At 71.5% G+C, this 14504-nt stretch carries 18 protein-coding genes and 1 tRNA gene; 1 reads left to right on the top strand and 18 read right to left on the bottom strand.

What is annotated here, in order from left to right; genetic code table 11:
* The first annotated feature begins 32 nt into the window (after nt 1-32).
* Nucleotides 33-109: transfer RNA gene (locus tag AB0D74_RS28685), tRNA-Thr, on the top strand.
* Between the two features lie 42 nt (nt 110-151).
* Here the strand turns inward: AB0D74_RS28685 and AB0D74_RS28680 are convergent.
* From AB0D74_RS28680 to AB0D74_RS28595, 18 genes are all read right to left on the bottom strand, one after another.
* The gene (locus tag AB0D74_RS28680) at nt 152-1558 is read right to left on the bottom strand and encodes a tyrosine-type recombinase/integrase (protein ID WP_362593071.1); all 1407 of its coding nucleotides are present in this window, start codon (nt 1556-1558) and stop codon (nt 152-154) included.
* Between the two features lie 62 nt (nt 1559-1620).
* Complete coding sequence (locus AB0D74_RS28675; protein WP_362593068.1) at nt 1621-1821, bottom strand: helix-turn-helix domain-containing protein; 201 nt, start codon at nt 1819-1821, stop codon at nt 1621-1623.
* 161 nt (nt 1822-1982) lie between these two features.
* Nucleotides 1983-3245, bottom strand: coding sequence for a DUF3631 domain-containing protein (locus AB0D74_RS28670; RefSeq protein ID WP_362593065.1), 1263 nt, complete (start codon nt 3243-3245; stop codon nt 1983-1985).
* On the bottom strand, nt 3242-3649 hold the full coding sequence (locus AB0D74_RS28665) for a hypothetical protein (RefSeq protein ID WP_362593062.1): 408 nt from the start codon (nt 3647-3649) through the stop codon (nt 3242-3244). The genes AB0D74_RS28670 and AB0D74_RS28665 overlap by 4 nt, the downstream gene beginning before the upstream one ends.
* Nucleotides 3646-4527, bottom strand: a complete 882-nt coding sequence (locus AB0D74_RS28660) for a bifunctional DNA primase/polymerase (protein WP_362593059.1) — start codon at nt 4525-4527, stop codon at nt 3646-3648. The genes AB0D74_RS28665 and AB0D74_RS28660 overlap by 4 nt, the downstream gene beginning before the upstream one ends.
* An 88-nt stretch (nt 4528-4615) precedes the next feature.
* Entirely contained in the window at nt 4616-5899 is a 1284-nt protein-coding gene (locus AB0D74_RS28655) for a DNA cytosine methyltransferase (protein ID WP_362593057.1), read from the bottom strand.
* A gap of 88 nt (nt 5900-5987) precedes the next feature.
* Nucleotides 5988-6443, bottom strand: a complete 456-nt coding sequence (gene ssb, locus AB0D74_RS28650) for a single-stranded DNA-binding protein (protein ID WP_362593054.1) — start codon at nt 6441-6443, stop codon at nt 5988-5990.
* 2 nt (nt 6444-6445) lie between these two features.
* Nucleotides 6446-6616, bottom strand: a complete 171-nt coding sequence (locus AB0D74_RS28645) for a hypothetical protein (RefSeq protein WP_362593051.1) — start codon at nt 6614-6616, stop codon at nt 6446-6448.
* An 11-nt stretch (nt 6617-6627) separates the two neighbouring features.
* Nucleotides 6628-7131 carry a hypothetical protein gene (locus tag AB0D74_RS28640; RefSeq protein ID WP_362593047.1) on the bottom strand — a complete coding sequence of 168 codons (504 nt, stop codon included), beginning with the start codon at nt 7129-7131 and terminating at the stop codon, nt 6628-6630.
* A 19-nt stretch (nt 7132-7150) separates the two neighbouring features.
* Nucleotides 7151-7342, bottom strand: a complete 192-nt coding sequence (locus AB0D74_RS28635; RefSeq protein ID WP_362593044.1) for a hypothetical protein — start codon at nt 7340-7342, stop codon at nt 7151-7153.
* A gap of 213 nt (nt 7343-7555) precedes the next feature.
* Nucleotides 7556-9670: a hypothetical protein gene (locus tag AB0D74_RS28630; RefSeq protein WP_362593041.1), complete on the bottom strand. Its 2115-nt coding sequence runs from the start codon at nt 9668-9670 to the stop codon at nt 7556-7558.
* 1 nt (nt 9671) lies between these two features.
* On the bottom strand, nt 9672-11246 hold the full coding sequence (locus AB0D74_RS28625; RefSeq protein WP_362593038.1) for a hypothetical protein: 1575 nt from the start codon (nt 11244-11246) through the stop codon (nt 9672-9674).
* A gap of 90 nt (nt 11247-11336) precedes the next feature.
* Nucleotides 11337-11651: a hypothetical protein gene (locus AB0D74_RS28620; protein ID WP_362593035.1), complete on the bottom strand. Its 315-nt coding sequence runs from the start codon at nt 11649-11651 to the stop codon at nt 11337-11339.
* 234 nt (nt 11652-11885) lie between these two features.
* The gene (locus tag AB0D74_RS28615; RefSeq protein ID WP_362593032.1) at nt 11886-12905 is read right to left on the bottom strand and encodes a hypothetical protein; all 1020 of its coding nucleotides are present in this window, start codon (nt 12903-12905) and stop codon (nt 11886-11888) included.
* A gap of 16 nt (nt 12906-12921) precedes the next feature.
* Nucleotides 12922-13290 (bottom strand): RRQRL motif-containing zinc-binding protein, encoded by a 369-nt coding sequence (locus tag AB0D74_RS28610; protein ID WP_362593030.1) that lies wholly within the window; start codon nt 13288-13290, stop codon nt 12922-12924.
* Nucleotides 13290-13616, bottom strand: a complete 327-nt coding sequence (locus tag AB0D74_RS28605; RefSeq protein WP_362593027.1) for a hypothetical protein — start codon at nt 13614-13616, stop codon at nt 13290-13292. Before AB0D74_RS28605 ends, AB0D74_RS28610 begins: the two co-directional genes overlap by 1 nt.
* Nucleotides 13613-13906 (bottom strand): hypothetical protein, encoded by a 294-nt coding sequence (locus AB0D74_RS28600; protein WP_362593024.1) that lies wholly within the window; start codon nt 13904-13906, stop codon nt 13613-13615. The genes AB0D74_RS28605 and AB0D74_RS28600 overlap by 4 nt, the downstream gene beginning before the upstream one ends.
* Before the next feature lie 108 nt (nt 13907-14014).
* Nucleotides 14015-14182: a hypothetical protein gene (locus AB0D74_RS28595; RefSeq protein WP_362593021.1), complete on the bottom strand. Its 168-nt coding sequence runs from the start codon at nt 14180-14182 to the stop codon at nt 14015-14017.
* Between the last annotated feature and the right edge of the window lie 322 nt (nt 14183-14504).

Genomic DNA, 14504 nt, shown 5'->3' with positions numbered 1-14504 from the left:
AGTCGCTGATCGCACCATAGTGCGGGCGACGCGCCGCTTTAGCTCAGATGGCCAGAGCAACGCACTCGTAATGCGTAGGTCTCGGGTTCGAATCCCGAAAGCGGCTCCACAGAAACCCAGCTCAGACGGTGTCTGAGCTGGGTTTTCTCGTTCAGCGGATGCGGCGGCGACGCTGCGCGCGGGCGGCGCGGCTTTCGCCGGTCTCAGTTCTGGTCTCAGTTGAGGGTTCCGGCGCGGTATCCGCGCTGGCCGGGCGCGGCATGAAGTGGTCCCCCATGCGACGCATCGCATCCTTCGAGAGGTGCGACCGACCCTGCACGTACCGTCGGGTCTGACTGATCTGGGTATGCCGCAGGATCTCCATGATCGTGGGCATGTCGACCCCGAGTTCGTTCAGGATCGTGCCGGCGGTGTGCCGACTGCCGTCGTACAGGCGGCGGTCGTCGATCCCGGCTTCCGCCAACAGCTCCTTGAACTCCTCCCAGTCCTGCCGGGGGTCGAGGGGACGTCCGTCCGGCCGGCAGAAGACCAGCTTGTGTTCCTCCCACGCGTCCGCGGCTTCGGCGCGGGCCTTTTCCTGCTGTGCCTTGTGCTCGCGCAGGTACGGGATGAACGGCGGCGGGATCGGTACGGCGTTCCGGCTCTTCTTGGTCTTGGGGCGGGTGAAGACCAGGCCGCCGTCTTTCCGGTCGGGGCATGCGCGGGCGTGCCCCGTGCAGCCCTTTGGGCACGGCTTCGGGCAGCCGCGCTTGTAACCCTCGTGGGTGGTGCAGCCGTCCGGGCACGGCTCGAACCGATGGAACTTCGCGCCGCACGCGCGAGGGTCCTTGCAGCCGTGCCGCCAGGTGAGGCGCTGAAGCTGCCACTGAGGGCGGAACAGTTCGTTGCCGAAGTCGACGTACGGCCACCTGAGACCGAGGGTCTCGCCCTGCCGGAAGCCCATACCGACACCGACGCACCACCGCATGAAGGTGGGCCGCTTGGCGGCGGCCTCCAGGAAGGCCTTGGCCTCTTCCGTCGTGAACGGGTTGGCCTCGGTCTCGTCGACCGTTGGGGGGTCAACGAGGGTGGCCACGTTCTCAACGACCAACCGGCGGCGGTGGGCGATTTTCAGCGCGCGCGACAGGATGCGGTGCACTTTGAGCACGTGGGAGGGAGCGTGTCCCTCGTTGAGCATGACGCGGTACATCCGCTCCAGGTGCTCCGGCTGGAGCTTGTCGAGTCGGTGCTTCCCGATGCCGGGGATGATGTCGTTCCTGGTCTTGGACCAGTAGTCGTCCAAGGAGCGCGGTTTGAGATTCAGTGACGCGATGTCGGTGAGGTAGGTGGTCATCCACTGCTCCACGGTCGGCTTGCGGCCGGCCTTGGGCGCGCGCCCCTTGTCGCGCAGGTCTTCCAGTTCACGGACCTTGCGCTTGACCTCAGCTGGTGTCCGGGCCCGGCGGTGGCGCCGGTCGGGACTGCCGTCGTCCTTGACGCCCATGGTCACGCGGCCGTGCCACCAACCGTCGCTGCCCTCGTAGATGGACGACTCCATGTTGGGGTTGCGGGTGCTCATGCACTCCTCCATGCGAGAAGCCGCCCCGGACGTGTGTCCGGGGCGGCTTCGATTGGTCTTGGTCAGTTTGGGAGCAGTTCGAGGCCGTTCGCGTAGGCCTCAAGCACGTCCCAGCGGATGCGGCGGGAACGGCCGCGCTTGACGTACTTCAGGTCGCCTGCGGCCATGAGTTCGTACACGGTGGAGCGGCCGAAGCGGAGAACCTTGGCGGCTTCCTCCGGGGTGTAGAGCAACTGGGTGGGAACCAGTGCGGGGGTACTCATCGGGGTGTACTCCTCCGGTGCTCTGGGGCTCTCAGGGATCCGCAACATCCGCCACGCCGCAACATTGCTGGTCAGCGGCTTGAATCTGTGGCGGATGCTGTTTGTGTTGCGGATAGGTGCCGCCACTCGGGGCACGTGGCGGCACCGTGGGGTACGGCTGGTCAGCCGACGCTGCGGAGGGTGCGTGTGTCGGATTCCGCGAACATGTGGCGGGTCCCGGAAGGGGTATCCGCCACAATTTCACCCCCGTTGACCTGCGGTGTTGCGGCTGTTGCGGATGTTGCGGATTCTCCGGGGAGGGGGGTGCAGTAGCGGGCCCACGCGTCGCTGAGGTCCTCCGCGTAGTAGCCCTTGGGGGTGGTGCTGCCGACGCGGATTCCCTTGGGCTTGATCGGGGTGTTGTCGGGGCGGACGTACTGGCTCAGGAGCTTGGCCATGGCGCGGGCGGTGAGCGGCTTGATCTGCTGCCCGTCCTCGCTCATGTCGGCCCACGGCGCGTCGTCGATGCCGAGGAGAACTTCGAGGATGGCGGCGGTGGGCAGCTTGTCGACTCCGCAGAACACGCGGTCGCGCAGGTCGGTCAGCAGCCGCACGCCGAGGGAGGCTTCGTCGCCTTCCCGCGCGGCCTTGATGAGGGCGACGCAGGCGGCGCGGGCGCGTTCGGGCCAGTGCCCGCCGGCCGCGTCGGCGACCGCGAGCAGGGGTTCCCACACGTCGGCCGGCCGGTCGGTGACGCCTTCGGGCATGTCCGGCCAGGCGTTCGCGATCTGGTCGTGCAGGGGGGCTGCCCAGTCGGCGAGCCGGTCGCGCAGGGCGTGGCCCTGCTTCTCGTGGACGCGGCGCCGGTAGGGCTCGCACTTCTCGTTGGGCGCCTTCTTGCGCATGCGGATGATGACGGACCTGGTCAGGATCGTGTCCGGGAGCGAGCCGAGTCCGGCCATGGCGACCGCGCAGAACGACGGGAGGAAGGCGGCTTTCTGGTCGGAGCCGTCCCCGATGCAGCGCAGGGACTTGGCGCCGCGACGGTAGCCGGAGTTGAGGAACCCGCGGACTTCCTCGTTCCCGCCCGCTTTCGGCCCGAAGACGGTGTCGATCTCGTCGAACAGCAGCGTCGGGGTGCCCTCGTCGGCCGAGACGAGCCGGAACAGGGCGTTGGCGGAGGCGTTGACGGTGGTCGCGGAGCGCGGGGTGAGGGTCTCGATGATCTCCAGTGCCCGTGACTTCCCGGAGCCCGGTTCGGGGCTGAGGAAGGCGATGCGGGCGGTGCCGTCGAGCGCGTCCATCAGGTGCGCGTGCGCGTCCCACAAGGCGACGGCGACGTAGGCGTGCTCGGTGGGGAAGACGTTGAAGCGGCGGTGGAACGCTTCGACCTCATCGAGCAGCGCGGCGCCGTCGATGGACGGAGCGGGCACGGTGCCGGTCATGCTGCGTTCCTCCTTTCGGTGTGCGGGGCGCGAGTTCCCGTGCAGAGGTGCTTGTGGTCTTCGTACTCGGTGACCAGGTCGGCGACGGCGTCCCGTCCTTTGGCGGTGCCGGTCTGGCCGCAGGGGCAGGCGTAAGCGGCGGTGGGGGTGTTGCCGTAGCGCTTGGACCACCGGGCGCCGTCGTAGGGGTGGCGGTAGACCGGCGGGGCGTAGATGCGGATCTCCGGCCGGTCCGGTGTCGGGTCCTCGCTGTCGTGGCGGGGATGGGCGGTCGGGTGCGGGTTAGAACGAAGAGCTGAAAGGACGCCTTCGGCGTCGCTCTTTCGGCCGCCCGGCTCATGGGTGGGTAGGCCGCGTGGGGCGGAGCGAAGGCCGCTCGGGGGCTGGTTGGGGCGATGGGTCATGAGGCCCGCCGGCTGCCTTGTGAGAGGCCGTTGGCGACCGCGCGGCCCGCGTAGTCGGCGGGGACACCGACGGAGATCGCGGCGTCCGTGATGTGCGAGGCGATCAGCTCCAGCCCGCAGGGTCCGGGGCAGGTGGTGTGCTGTGCGGCGAGGAAGCGGGCGACGCCGAAGGCCTGGGAGCCGGCGCCGGATTCGGCGTGTTCGCGGATCTTGGCCAGGCCGCGTTCCAGGCCGGTGCGGACGTACGCGTCGGTGTGGCGGCAGCCGGTGGCCACCGTCCGGTCCCACGCGGTGCGTTCGTGGGGGGAAGAGGCCACCCCCGCGCCGGGGGGCGGGGTGGCTTCTTTCCGTGCTGACAGGGCGCGCACGGCGGCGGGCAGAGCGGCCATGCGTCCGGTGCCGGGGCCGAGCCAACGGGCGTACTGGCTACGGGATTTGAGGTCGATGCCGGGGCGGACGGCGTTGCTGGAGGGCATGGTGCCCTGGTAGATCCAGTGCTGGCCGCGTGGGGTCGCCACGGTCCGGGTCGCGGGCAGGTGGCGTTGTGCCCAGGCGACGGCGTCGGGGGTGTCGAGGTCGACGACGGTGAGGCGGGCGCCGCCGGGGTGGTAGCCCACTCCCACGGCTTCACGCCAGGCGGGCGCCCATGCGGGCGAGGTGAGGATGTGCGGGTCGGTAGTGGCGGCGGCCCACGCGTGGCAGGGGGCCGGGCAGATGCAGGGGCCGGAGGTCTTCATGTTCGGCCGTCCGCCGCACGCGTTGCGGGTGCAGGCGGGGCAGTTGCCGACGGGTACCTTGCCGTGCCGCAGGGGCAGCACGGGCACGCCGGCGGCGGCGAGCGTGAGGGCCGCTCGCAGCGCAGGGGTGGGTTGGGTCATGCTGGATGCCTCCAACAGGTCTGTTGCGGACTGGTTGGCCGGGGCGACCGCGTGTCTTTGGCGGGAGAGGCGGTCGCCCCGGGCGTCTTCAGGCGATGTCCAGGGCGAGCTGGGACGGCGCGGCAGGTGCCGTGACTTCGGCGTCGGCGGCGAGGGCGGCGAGCAGCGCGCGGTAGGCGTAGTGGGCCTGGTGGATGACGACGCCGTTGCCGAGGATCTTGAGCTGGTCGGAGCGGGACAGCCCCAGTTCCGGGCTGGTGACCCAGCCGGGATCAGCGCCCATCATCCATTCCACGAACGCCGGGGACAGCCGGCGGTTGCCCTTCGTGCCCGCCTCGGTCGGCTCCGGCGCGGGCCGCCCCAGGACCGTCTCCCAGCGGCGGATGGCAGGCCCGTAGTCGGTGCCGTTGGTGGCCACCCACCGCCCGTCCAACCTGACGGCCTGTCCGGGGAGGTAGTAGTTGCCCGCCGTATCGCGCTGGTTGGGTCCGCCGTGCGGTCCGTCCGAGGCCTTGGGGGTGGGCAGGAGGTTGACCACGACCTCGTTGAGCGGCCGGGAGTTGACGCCGATCAGGTTGGAGGCGCCGGACTTCCAGTCGCGTGCCGCCGGAGTGGGCAGCAGCGTGACAGCGGTACGCAGGTTCATCCCGCCCCGCCGTTTCGGTGAGGTACCGGGCCCTCCGGTCCCGTCGGCGGCGGCCGGCGTGGGCAGCAGCCTCAGGCCTCCGCCGGGGGCAGCAAGAACACCACTTCGTCCTCCAGCGTGGGCCCGTGCCCCCCGGCCTTGCGTTTGTCCGGGTGCTGCGGTCCGCCGTTCCTGCCGAGCTGTGAGGTGGGGGTCTTCAGCAGCGGGATACGCGACGGCGAACCAGCGGTCGCGGCGGTGGCAGGCTCCGACCTCGGGATCTCCAGCGCGTAGGCACATCCACCGCGCGTCGTACCCGATCGCGGCCAGGTCTGCGGCGACGACGTCGAGCCCGCGGCTGCGCAGGGCGGCGACGTTTTCCAGGAAGACGAGCCGGGGTCGAAGGTGGCGAACGGCTTGGGCGATGGTTTTCCAGAGTCCGGAGCGGTCACCGGCGATCCCTCCCCGAGGTCCGGCGTTGGAGATGTCCTGGCAGGGAAACCCGGCGGTAAGCGCCGCCGGACGCGGCATACCGGCGGCAAGCGCGGGCCAGTCGACCGCGGTGATGTCCCCGAGATTGCGGGCGCCGGGGAGGCGGGAGGCGAGCAGCCGAGAGGCGGCCGGGTCCTTCTCACCGACCAGGACCGTGGTCAGGCCGGTGACGGCTTCCACGGCCAAGTCCAGCGCGGCGGAGCCGGTGCACAGGCTGACGTTGCCGCCTTCCGGCAGTGCGGCGGGATGGGTCATGCTGAAGTTCTCCAAGTCTCTTGGACGGGACTGGACTGCCGGGGCGACCGCGTGTCTTTGGCGAGAGAGGCGGTCGCCCCGGGCGCAGCTAGAACGGGGGTTCGGCGTCCGATCCGGCGGCGGCGGAACCGTTGGCCGTGGCCCACGGGTCGGTGCCGGCCGGGCCGTTCTGCCCGGTGCGCTTGGCGTTGACCGTGACGGTGGTGAAGCGGACGGACGCGCCGATGTCGTCGACTTCGACGGCGAGCATGGAGCGCTTCTCGCCCTGGTCGGTGGTCCAGTCGTGCTGGCGCATCCGGCCCGCCGCGACCACGCGGGAGCCTTTGCTGAGGCTGTCGGCGACGTGTTCGGCGAGGGTGCGCCAGGCGGCGCAGCGGTAGAAGGCGGTGGTGCCGTCCTTCCACTGGTTGGCGGCGCGGTCGAAGCTGCGCGGGGTCACGGCGATGGTGAACTTGGCGAGCGCGGCGCCGCCTTCGGTGAACTTCAGTTCGGGGTCGTCGGTCAGGTTGCCGACGAGGGTGATCGGGGTTTCTCCGAACGACATGGTCACTCGCTCTCAAGGCTGGTGGGCTGGTGGTCGGCAGTGAAGTACAGGCGCACGCGCTGGTGGTCACGGGTGGGGTACTGGCGTGCCGGGCCGGTGGCGAACGCGTCGGCCAGGTGCTGGGTGATGCGGTCGGCGTCGGCCGGCTCGCAGATGACGCGGATCTCGAACACGGATCTCCTGGTCAGCGGTTGAGTTCGTTGCGGTTGCGGGCGATCAGCCCGTACGCGGGTGCGGTGATCTGGTTGGTCTCCTGCCGCACGGGCCCGGCGTAGTGGTGGTGGGTCTCCGTGCGGGCACCCCGCAGGGAGCGCAGGGCGGATCCGAGGGCGGTGGCGACCGCGGCGACGCCGGCGATGGGCAGGGTGACGAACAGGACGGAGGTGAGGGTGACGGCGGCGAATCCCTGGCAGGCGAGCCAGATTCCGCACCCGATGCCGACGCAGGTGGCGCCGACGCCGATACCGGCCACGGCGGTGCCCGCGGCCCATGCCGGGACGATTCGCCGGTCGGGCTGTGGGACGGGCGGGGTGGTGCCGTAGGCGGGCAGGGGGCTGGTGTCGCGGTAGGCGGTGGGCATCTGGTTGGCGGGCCGGTAGGCGTCGGCGATGATCCGGCGGGCTTCCGCGGTGACTTCGGCGTCGGTCATCCGCGGCTGCCAGGCCGCACTGTTCTCGTACTCGTGCATGGCGGTGTTCTCCCGGCGGTCAGGTGAGGTGGCGGGCGGCGTCGGCGAGCGCGAGGCACAGGGCGCGGACGGGTCCGGCGGCGCCGGTGCCGGCGGTGAAGAACCCGAAGAGGAAGAGGACGAGGGCGCTGAACGGGCCGAGGTAACGGCCGCGCAGCAGGACGAGGGCCAGCACTCCGAAGAGTGCGACGGCGGACAGGGTCACGATCACGAGCGACCTCCCGGAAACGAGGGCGGGCAGCACCCGTTTCCGGGGTGCTGCCCGCGTGGTGGCTTGTCGCGTTGCTTGTCGCCTGTGCTTGTCGTGCGGCTTGTCGCTTGTCTTGTCTTGTCGCTTGTCGCCTCCCAGTTCACAAGCCGTTTCCGGCCCCCTGGGGGCGGTCGTGGCGGCCTGTGTTCTGGCGGGGTGACAGGCGACAAGTGATCACTGGTCGGGGGGTGGTTGGGGTGCGTTGCGGTGGTGGACGTAGCGGGCTTTGGTGCCCTCCCCGACCCGGACGGCGGTGCCGTCCGTGACCCACGTCTTGAGCCAGCCGACGACCGTCTGACGGGTCGTGCCGTACTCGTCGGCCAGCGCGCGGGCGATGGCGGATGCGCCGGTGCCCTCGGAGCCGGCGGCGAGTAGCAGGGCGAGCGCGGCCTGTTGAGCCGAGTTGTCCTGCTCGCCGCGCAGCGCCGACAGGTTCAGCCCGCCCGAGGCGGCCGGCGGGGCCTGCTCGGCCGGGGTGTGCGGGTCGGCGGCGGTGGCGAACTGCGCGTCGATCTCCGCGCGGAAGCGGGCCAGCATCTCGTCTTCCGGCAAGACCTCCCCCGCCCCCTCACCCAACGCAGACAGCTTCAGCCCCGACGCCAGCCCGTACGCATCCGCGTCGGTGCCCTGGTCGGGGGTCTGCTCACGCATCCATGCCGTGCGCTCCGCGTCCCAGCGCCGGACGTAGGCGGGCCCGGCCGCCTTCACGGACACGTCGTCCAGGGTGGGGTGGCGCTCCGAGGTGGCGGCGATGATGTCCCGGATCTGGTTGGGCAGGATCCGCCACGCCTTGAACAGCCCGGCCGGCGACTCGGGGGTGCCCATGAACCCGGCGCCCTTGTACGGGGCCTGGTCGACGCGCAGGCCGCGGGTGCCGGGGAACATCTTGCTCAGGTCCATGCCCTCGGTCTCACCCCCGGTCAGGGCGACGCGGACCTTGGCCTCCCGGCGGATCATCAGGTTCCCGAGCACGCTGCCGGTCGCCCCCAGCGCGGTCAGGACGGTGCGCAGGCCCATGGCGCGGGCGATGCGGATGACTTCGAGGATCTTCTCCGCCATCTTGCGCATCTGCCGGTCCGGGCTGGCCAGGATCTCCGCACCCTCGTCGATCACGAGCATGATCTGAGGGATCCGCGAACTGACGGGCAGGAGGTCGGTGTTGGCTTGGGCGAGCAGGTCCTGGTAGCCCATCTTGCGCTGCTTGGCGACGCGGACGGCGGTGTCGAGCATGGTCATGGCTTCGTCGAACGTTCCGGCGAGCCAGTCCACGCCCGGCCGTACAGGCTCGCCGTCCTCGGTCTGGATCTGTCCGTTGAGCGCGGGCAGCACCCAGGGCAGGCCGGCGGATCCGGCGTTCAGGTCGATCACCCAGGTCAGCACGTCCTCGGCACGGGCGAACCCGGCGAGGATCGCGTGGACCATGTTGGTCTTGCCCGATCCGGTGGGGCCGACGACCAGGGCGCACTGTTCGCGCAGGTAGGCGAGGATGTGCTCCGCGTTCGTCCGGTAGCCCCACGGGATGCCCGTGTGCAGCGACAGAACGCTGTAGTCGGTGGGGTAGGTGCGCTCTTCTTCCAGGACGTTGACGGTGGTCACGTCGATGATGACCCGCCCCTGGTGGATGCCGGGAGAGGCGGTGGCGGTGCAGCCGTGCGGGAGGCGTGCGTCCGCGGACAGCCGGGCGGACTCGGAGGCGATTTTGGCGTAGGTGGCGCCCCCGGGCGGGAGTTCGGCATCGATCGAGAACCCGGTGCCGGTCTCCCACATCTCCACCCCCAGCACCCGCACGGTCAGGGAGCACACGCGCTGGATCCGGTCGGCCCATTCCGCGGCGACGGCCCGGCGCTCCGCGGACAACTCCGAGGCGACCTGCCGGTGTTCGGCCGTGAGCGCTTCCTCTTCGCGGGCCTCTTCGTACAGGGCGGCGCTGCGGGCGGCGGCGCCGATACCGACGCCGACGGTGGCCAGCGAGCCGAGGGCGGCCCAGGTCAGGGGGCCGTGGGTCATGGCCCACGTGGTCCATCCGGCTCCGATGAGCCAGGACGCGGCGCGGGTGGCCAGGGTCCGGCCGGCGTTGCGCACCCGCAGGCCCACAACCGTGTGCCCCAGAGCGCCCGCGGCGCCGACAGCGAGGGCCCAGCCGGGCGGCATGGCGGTGGCGGCGCCGGTGGTGGCGATGGCGAAGGCTCCGGTGGTCGCGGACAGGGCGCCGGTCACGGGTCCGTGACCGGCCGCCCAGTCCAGCACCGGGCCACTACCGGCTTTCTTGGTGGTGGCGGTGCTGCTCATCTCAGACGTTCCAGCCCTTCTCAGCGTCGTGGCCGTTGCGGGGGTCCTCGTGGCGGGCGATGTCCTGCTCGTGGACCTGCCGGAACAGCGGGCCCATGTCCTCAGCGACCGCAACGGCGCTCATCAGGGCGCCGAAGATGTCGTTGAAGCCGTCCGCGACTTCCTTCTCCAGCGGGAACTCCGAATCGGAGCGCTCCGCGAGGATCTTCATCACGTTCGCCACGCTGGTCAGCGCGGCCGGGAGCCCTTCGACCATGGCGAGGATCTCCATGGCGTTCTCGGGGTCGTAGGCGTTGGCGGCCTGCTCCATCTCGGAGGCGGCCTCTTCGAACCGGAATCCGGACACGTGCTCTCCTTCACTGACCTCGGGTGTCGTGGGGGTGGGGACCTTGGTGGCGGGCCGTTCGACGCTGTCCGCGATGCCCTGGGTGCCGTCCTCGGTGGCTTCCGCGTCCGCGGCGGCTTCCTGCTCGCGCAGGTCCTCGCGGATCGCGCCGTCGCGTTCGGTGCGCTGCCGGGCCGCGGCACCGGTGATCGCCCCGTACAGGCGGCGGCCGGGATACATCAGCCCCGGGATGCCGAACTTGCGCCCCAGGGGGGTGGTGAGCATCCCGAGCAGGCCGATAGGCAGGGCGAGCAGGGCGGCGAGCAGGCGGCGGCCGTGGAAGCGGGCCGCGGACCGGTGCAGTGCTTTGCGGGCGGCCTTGCGCGCGGGGGCCTTGCGGACCGCGGCACGCTGCGCGGCCACCGTGTCGACCGTCTTGGCGTCGCGCCGGGCACGCTGCTTGGCGATGGCCGCGTCCCGCGCGGTGCGGGCCTTGCGGACGGCGCTGCCCGCAAGGCGGCTGGCCAGACCGGCACGTTTACCCAACCCGCCCTTGCCAGCACGGGTGTTGGCGGTGCGGCCGGCGTCGGCGACCGCGCGGCGGGCCGCTGTGGTCTGCGTCCGCTGTGCGGCCCGTGATCCGGCGGCGGCCTGCTGCGAGGCGCGCAGGGCCCGTATCTGCCCGACCCTGCCGCCGCCACCGGCCGCGCGCGGGGACGCACCCGGACCGGTCGTGCCGCGGGACTTGTGACCTGCGGCAGTACCGGTGTCGGCGTGGCGAGCGCCCAGCCCGCCGCCGCGGCGGTGCTGCCCCGGCACACCGCCCGACCGGCCGCCCGCGCGAGCAGCATGGGAGCCGGCCGAACGGGTTCCGGACTTGCCGCCGGTCATGCCGCCGTGGCGCAGGCCTGCGCTGCGGGCTGTAGCACGTCCGGCGGCGCGGGCGGCTTGCCTGCGGGTGTCGCGGCGGGTGCTGGGCTTGCGGGAACGGGTGGCGGCGACCGTGCCGAGGACCACCATGCCGGTGGCGGCGACCATGGCCGCGATCGGGCCGCCGGCCAGGGACGCCGCGGCGACCATGCCGACGGTGCTGTTCGCCCCGGTCAGGGCGAGCGGGACGACCGGCCACCCACCCGGGGTGTGCTCCACCTCCTTCCCGTCCTTGGCCGCGGCCGGCGGGCTGTCGGGCGGCGGGGGCGGTGCGGGCGGCGCCGTCTCGACGGCTACCGGCTCCGTGCTGAGTTCCGTCATGCTGTGAGCACTCCTTAAGGGGAGTAGGGCCCGGCCGGGGCTGTAGGAGGTTGTCGGCCGGGCCTGCCGGATGAGGGCGAATACCGCAGCTCAGAGGCTGCCGTGCGGGTGCTGCCCTGCGATCTCCTGCCAGCGGCGGCTCTCCGCGGCGTTGGCGTGCGTCAGGCGTACCTGGAAGTCGCAGCCGGGCCGCCTGCACCGATGGGTCGTGGTCGACAGGGCGTCGACCAGGCGGAAGAGCAGGCTGGAGAAGGTGGCCAGGCACGACAGGCAGCAGGCCACGAGCAGTGCGAGCGGCACTCCGTAGGCGGCCAGCCGCACGCCGATGGCCACGGCCAAGGCCGTGCAGGCGGTACCGACGACCAGCAGCGTCAAGCGGCGACGGGTCGTAGAGGTGTGGTTCACCAGGGAAGTTCCCTTCCGGGACGCGGAGTTGGAGGCGGGGCCGCGCCGTGAGGACGGGGCCCGTGGGGCGTTGAGGTCAGCTCTCCGGGTCTGCCCTGCGGGTCTGCGAAGGTGCCGCTCGCCGGGGCTTGCCGGGTCTGCTTCACTGGTGCGGTCGACTGCTTCCGGCAGTCGCAACGAAGGCCAGCCCACTAGTCCTGGGCTGGCCTTCATTGGTGTGTGCCGGACGCTCGGTCAGGGCTGTGCGTCCTCCGCGTCGATCAGCGCGGCGTACGCCTTGCGCACCCGCTCCTCCTTCGCGGAAAACCCTGCTGCGCGGTACGCGGCCAGGGCCTTGCGGTAGGACAGCGGAGGGTTCTCCGAGTGGCGCAGCCACCGCAGGACGACCGTGAGCTGCTCCTCGGTCAGAGGCTCGCCCGGCTGAGGCGTCGCTACACCCGCCACGGTCGCCACTCCGGCCAGCGCCGCCCAGTCGAGCGGGGTGTGTCCCGCGCCCTGCGAGGCGGCCAGTTCCGGCGCCGGGGACACGGGGCCGACCTGCGGGGACACGGGGGACACACCCGGGGACACACCCTCCTGTGTCCACTGCCCCAGCACCTGCGCCAGGTCGTCGTCCGAGAACAGCGCTGGAACCTCGGGCACGTCGTCGTCGACGGGGTGCTCGGAGGTGAGCTTGGCGAGTTCCTCGGCTGCCTCGTGGCGGACCTTCTGCGCCTTGCCGCGAGCCTTGCGCTCCTCACGCTCCAGCACGGCCGCGGTCGTGTGCCGGTCGACCTTGGCGCGGGTGACGGCCCGGCCGATGGCCACCTGGTCCCGGGTCGCGCTGCGCACGGCGTCGATCTGCTGCTGCGCTCCGGCAGAGATCCGGGTGGACTCCCGTTCCACCGCCATGATCAGGGTGGCCTTGGCAGCGGCCGGGACGACCGCGCCGATGACGGCGACGGCCGGGGTGGCGTACATCAGGCCGTGGGTGAACAGCACGCCGACCGAGGTCACCAGGAACACCCAGCCGAGCACGGCCGGCAAGGTGCCCTTGGAGCCCTGGCGGCGGTGCGCGGTCTCCATGGCCAGCGCGTACAGCCACACCGCGTCGTAGATACCGGCCACCGTCATCGCGAGCGCCGGCGGCGCCTGGCGGGAAAGGATCTCCCCAACGGCGTAGACGGTCCACCCGAGCGACATGCCGGTCAGAGCGACCGGCAGGCTCCAGTGAGCCGCCCGCCGCAGGACGCGCTTGGCATCCGTTGCTTCCATGTTCTTCACTCCGTTTCTACTGGTCGTCGGGGTAGGCGCAGGGGACGCAGACACCCAGCGAGGCGGGGATGACGTAGCCGGCGTCCGTGCGGCACTTCGGGCAGGTCCGGCGGGCGCGCATCGCGCACTCCAGCGCGCGGCGCCTGCCTGGCGTCATCGGCCGGACCGGCAGCGCCTTGTCGAGCCGGTAGAGGTAGGCGACCAGCGGGCCGCGCCGGTAGCGCGGGCGCAGGACCTGCCCGACCACCGGCTGCCCGCCGGGACGCAGGCCGCGGGCCCGTAACTGCCGGCGGGTCGCCAGCCCGTCCGGGGCGCAGCGCCAGGGGTAGGTGGGGATCCCGAACCGGGCGCCGTTCGGGTCGAAGCACTTGCCCCACGACGCCATCAGGCCGTGGCCTTGACCGGCGCGGGGGCGGGTAAGTCGCCGAAGCCGGTCAGCTCCAGCACGGCGCCCGCGTAGTCGACGGACGCTTTCAGCACGCAGGTGTCGCCGCTCTGCTCGCGGTAGGTGACGTCGTCCGGGGTGATGCCCAGCGCGGCCCGCCAGGTCTCGAAGTCGGCCAGGCCGTCATGGAACCTCAGCTCCAACCGGTCCGGGAACACCGGCGACAGGTCGACGTCCGGTGCGGGCAGGTGCCCGAAGTCCGCGGCGAGCAGGCGCAGCACCCGCAGCGGCACGGCCAGGCCGTCCAGCGTCAGTTCCTGGCTCATGCCGCGGCCCCCCGGCGTACCGGACGGCGGCGCGCGGGACGGGCCAGCGGGACCACGTTGAACAGCTCCGGGTGGTCGTCGACCACCTGCGCGGCCAGCCGGATCAGATCGTCCGGCACGCTCGCGAACTCGGGATCGGTCAGGATGTCGCGGGCCGCGTCCAGACGCGCCGCACGCTCCTCGTCGCTCTCGCCCTCAACTCCGAGCCAGAGTTCGACGGGCGTACCGAGGGCGAGTTCGAGGAAATCCTGTGGACTGTCGGCCCGGTGGCCAGACACGAAAGAACGCATGGGAACTCCCAGCTCGAAGGGGAAAGAAGGCGGCGGTGCGGTGCCCCAGGCCGGATTCGATCCGGCGCCCTTCACGGCTGGTTGCCGGGGCTGTCGAGGTGGTGGGTGTTACCGGGGCTGTTCGGTCAGGTGAGCCGCGTCCTCGTAGGCGGTGCGGATCTCCTGCTGTTGCCAGGCCCGCTCAGCCGCGGCTGGAGCGGGGTCCTGCTGGCCGAGGTCGGAGGCCCACGCGTCCGCACTCGCCTCCAAGTGCCAGGCCGCGGGGTCCGTCGCCATCAGCACACCCCCTCGAACGCGCCGCCCACGGCCGGGTGAGCGGCCGGGTACGGGTGCGGGCGAGGGGGACGGACGGGAAGCGGCGGCTTCGTCTTGTCGTGCTCGCTGCCAGCCATCAACGACCGCCCCGGGCGCGGGCGTTGTCTTCGCTGCGCTTGTTCGCCTCCGCGGCCTTACGGGCCAGTTCCGCCCGCTCCGCATCTGTCAGACTGGTGATCACAGGTGCCTCCAACCAGGTCCCTGTACGCGGTCCCTCGGGTTGCACCCCGCGGGACCGCACTCGTTTGTGGAGTCTCGATCCGGCTCCCCTCAGCGCTGCACG

Origin of the sequence: Streptomyces sp. NPDC048278 (assembly GCF_040652195.1) — a bacterium.
Lineage (GTDB): Bacteria > Actinomycetota > Actinomycetes > Streptomycetales > Streptomycetaceae > Streptomyces.
Note: the sequence above shows the minus strand (reverse complement) of the source record. Positions and strands in the feature narration are given on the sequence as shown.

Coding starts and splice junctions, on each gene's coding strand:
- AB0D74_RS28655 (WP_362593057.1), bottom strand. CDS start 5,899: ATGACCCATCCCGCCGCACTGCCGGAAGGCGGCAACGTCAGCCTGTGC.
- AB0D74_RS28670 (WP_362593065.1), bottom strand. CDS start 3,245: ATGACCGGCACCGTGCCCGCTCCGTCCATCGACGGCGCCGCGCTGCTC.
- AB0D74_RS28595 (WP_362593021.1), bottom strand. CDS start 14,182: ATGGCGACGGACCCCGCGGCCTGGCACTTGGAGGCGAGTGCGGACGCG.
- AB0D74_RS28615 (WP_362593032.1), bottom strand. CDS start 12,905: ATGGAAGCAACGGATGCCAAGCGCGTCCTGCGGCGGGCGGCTCACTGG.
- AB0D74_RS28610 (WP_362593030.1), bottom strand. CDS start 13,290: ATGGCGTCGTGGGGCAAGTGCTTCGACCCGAACGGCGCCCGGTTCGGG.
- AB0D74_RS28660 (WP_362593059.1), bottom strand. CDS start 4,527: ATGACCCAACCCACCCCTGCGCTGCGAGCGGCCCTCACGCTCGCCGCC.
- AB0D74_RS28680 (WP_362593071.1), bottom strand. CDS start 1,558: ATGAGCACCCGCAACCCCAACATGGAGTCGTCCATCTACGAGGGCAGC.
- AB0D74_RS28630 (WP_362593041.1), bottom strand. CDS start 9,670: ATGAGCAGCACCGCCACCACCAAGAAAGCCGGTAGTGGCCCGGTGCTG.
- AB0D74_RS28625 (WP_362593038.1), bottom strand. CDS start 11,246: ATGACGGAACTCAGCACGGAGCCGGTAGCCGTCGAGACGGCGCCGCCC.
- AB0D74_RS28600 (WP_362593024.1), bottom strand. CDS start 13,906: ATGCGTTCTTTCGTGTCTGGCCACCGGGCCGACAGTCCACAGGATTTC.
- AB0D74_RS28605 (WP_362593027.1), bottom strand. CDS start 13,616: ATGAGCCAGGAACTGACGCTGGACGGCCTGGCCGTGCCGCTGCGGGTG.
- AB0D74_RS28675 (WP_362593068.1), bottom strand. CDS start 1,821: ATGAGTACCCCCGCACTGGTTCCCACCCAGTTGCTCTACACCCCGGAG.
- AB0D74_RS28640 (WP_362593047.1), bottom strand. CDS start 7,131: ATGCACGAGTACGAGAACAGTGCGGCCTGGCAGCCGCGGATGACCGAC.
- ssb (WP_362593054.1), bottom strand. CDS start 6,443: ATGTCGTTCGGAGAAACCCCGATCACCCTCGTCGGCAACCTGACCGAC.
- AB0D74_RS28665 (WP_362593062.1), bottom strand. CDS start 3,649: ATGACCCATCGCCCCAACCAGCCCCCGAGCGGCCTTCGCTCCGCCCCA.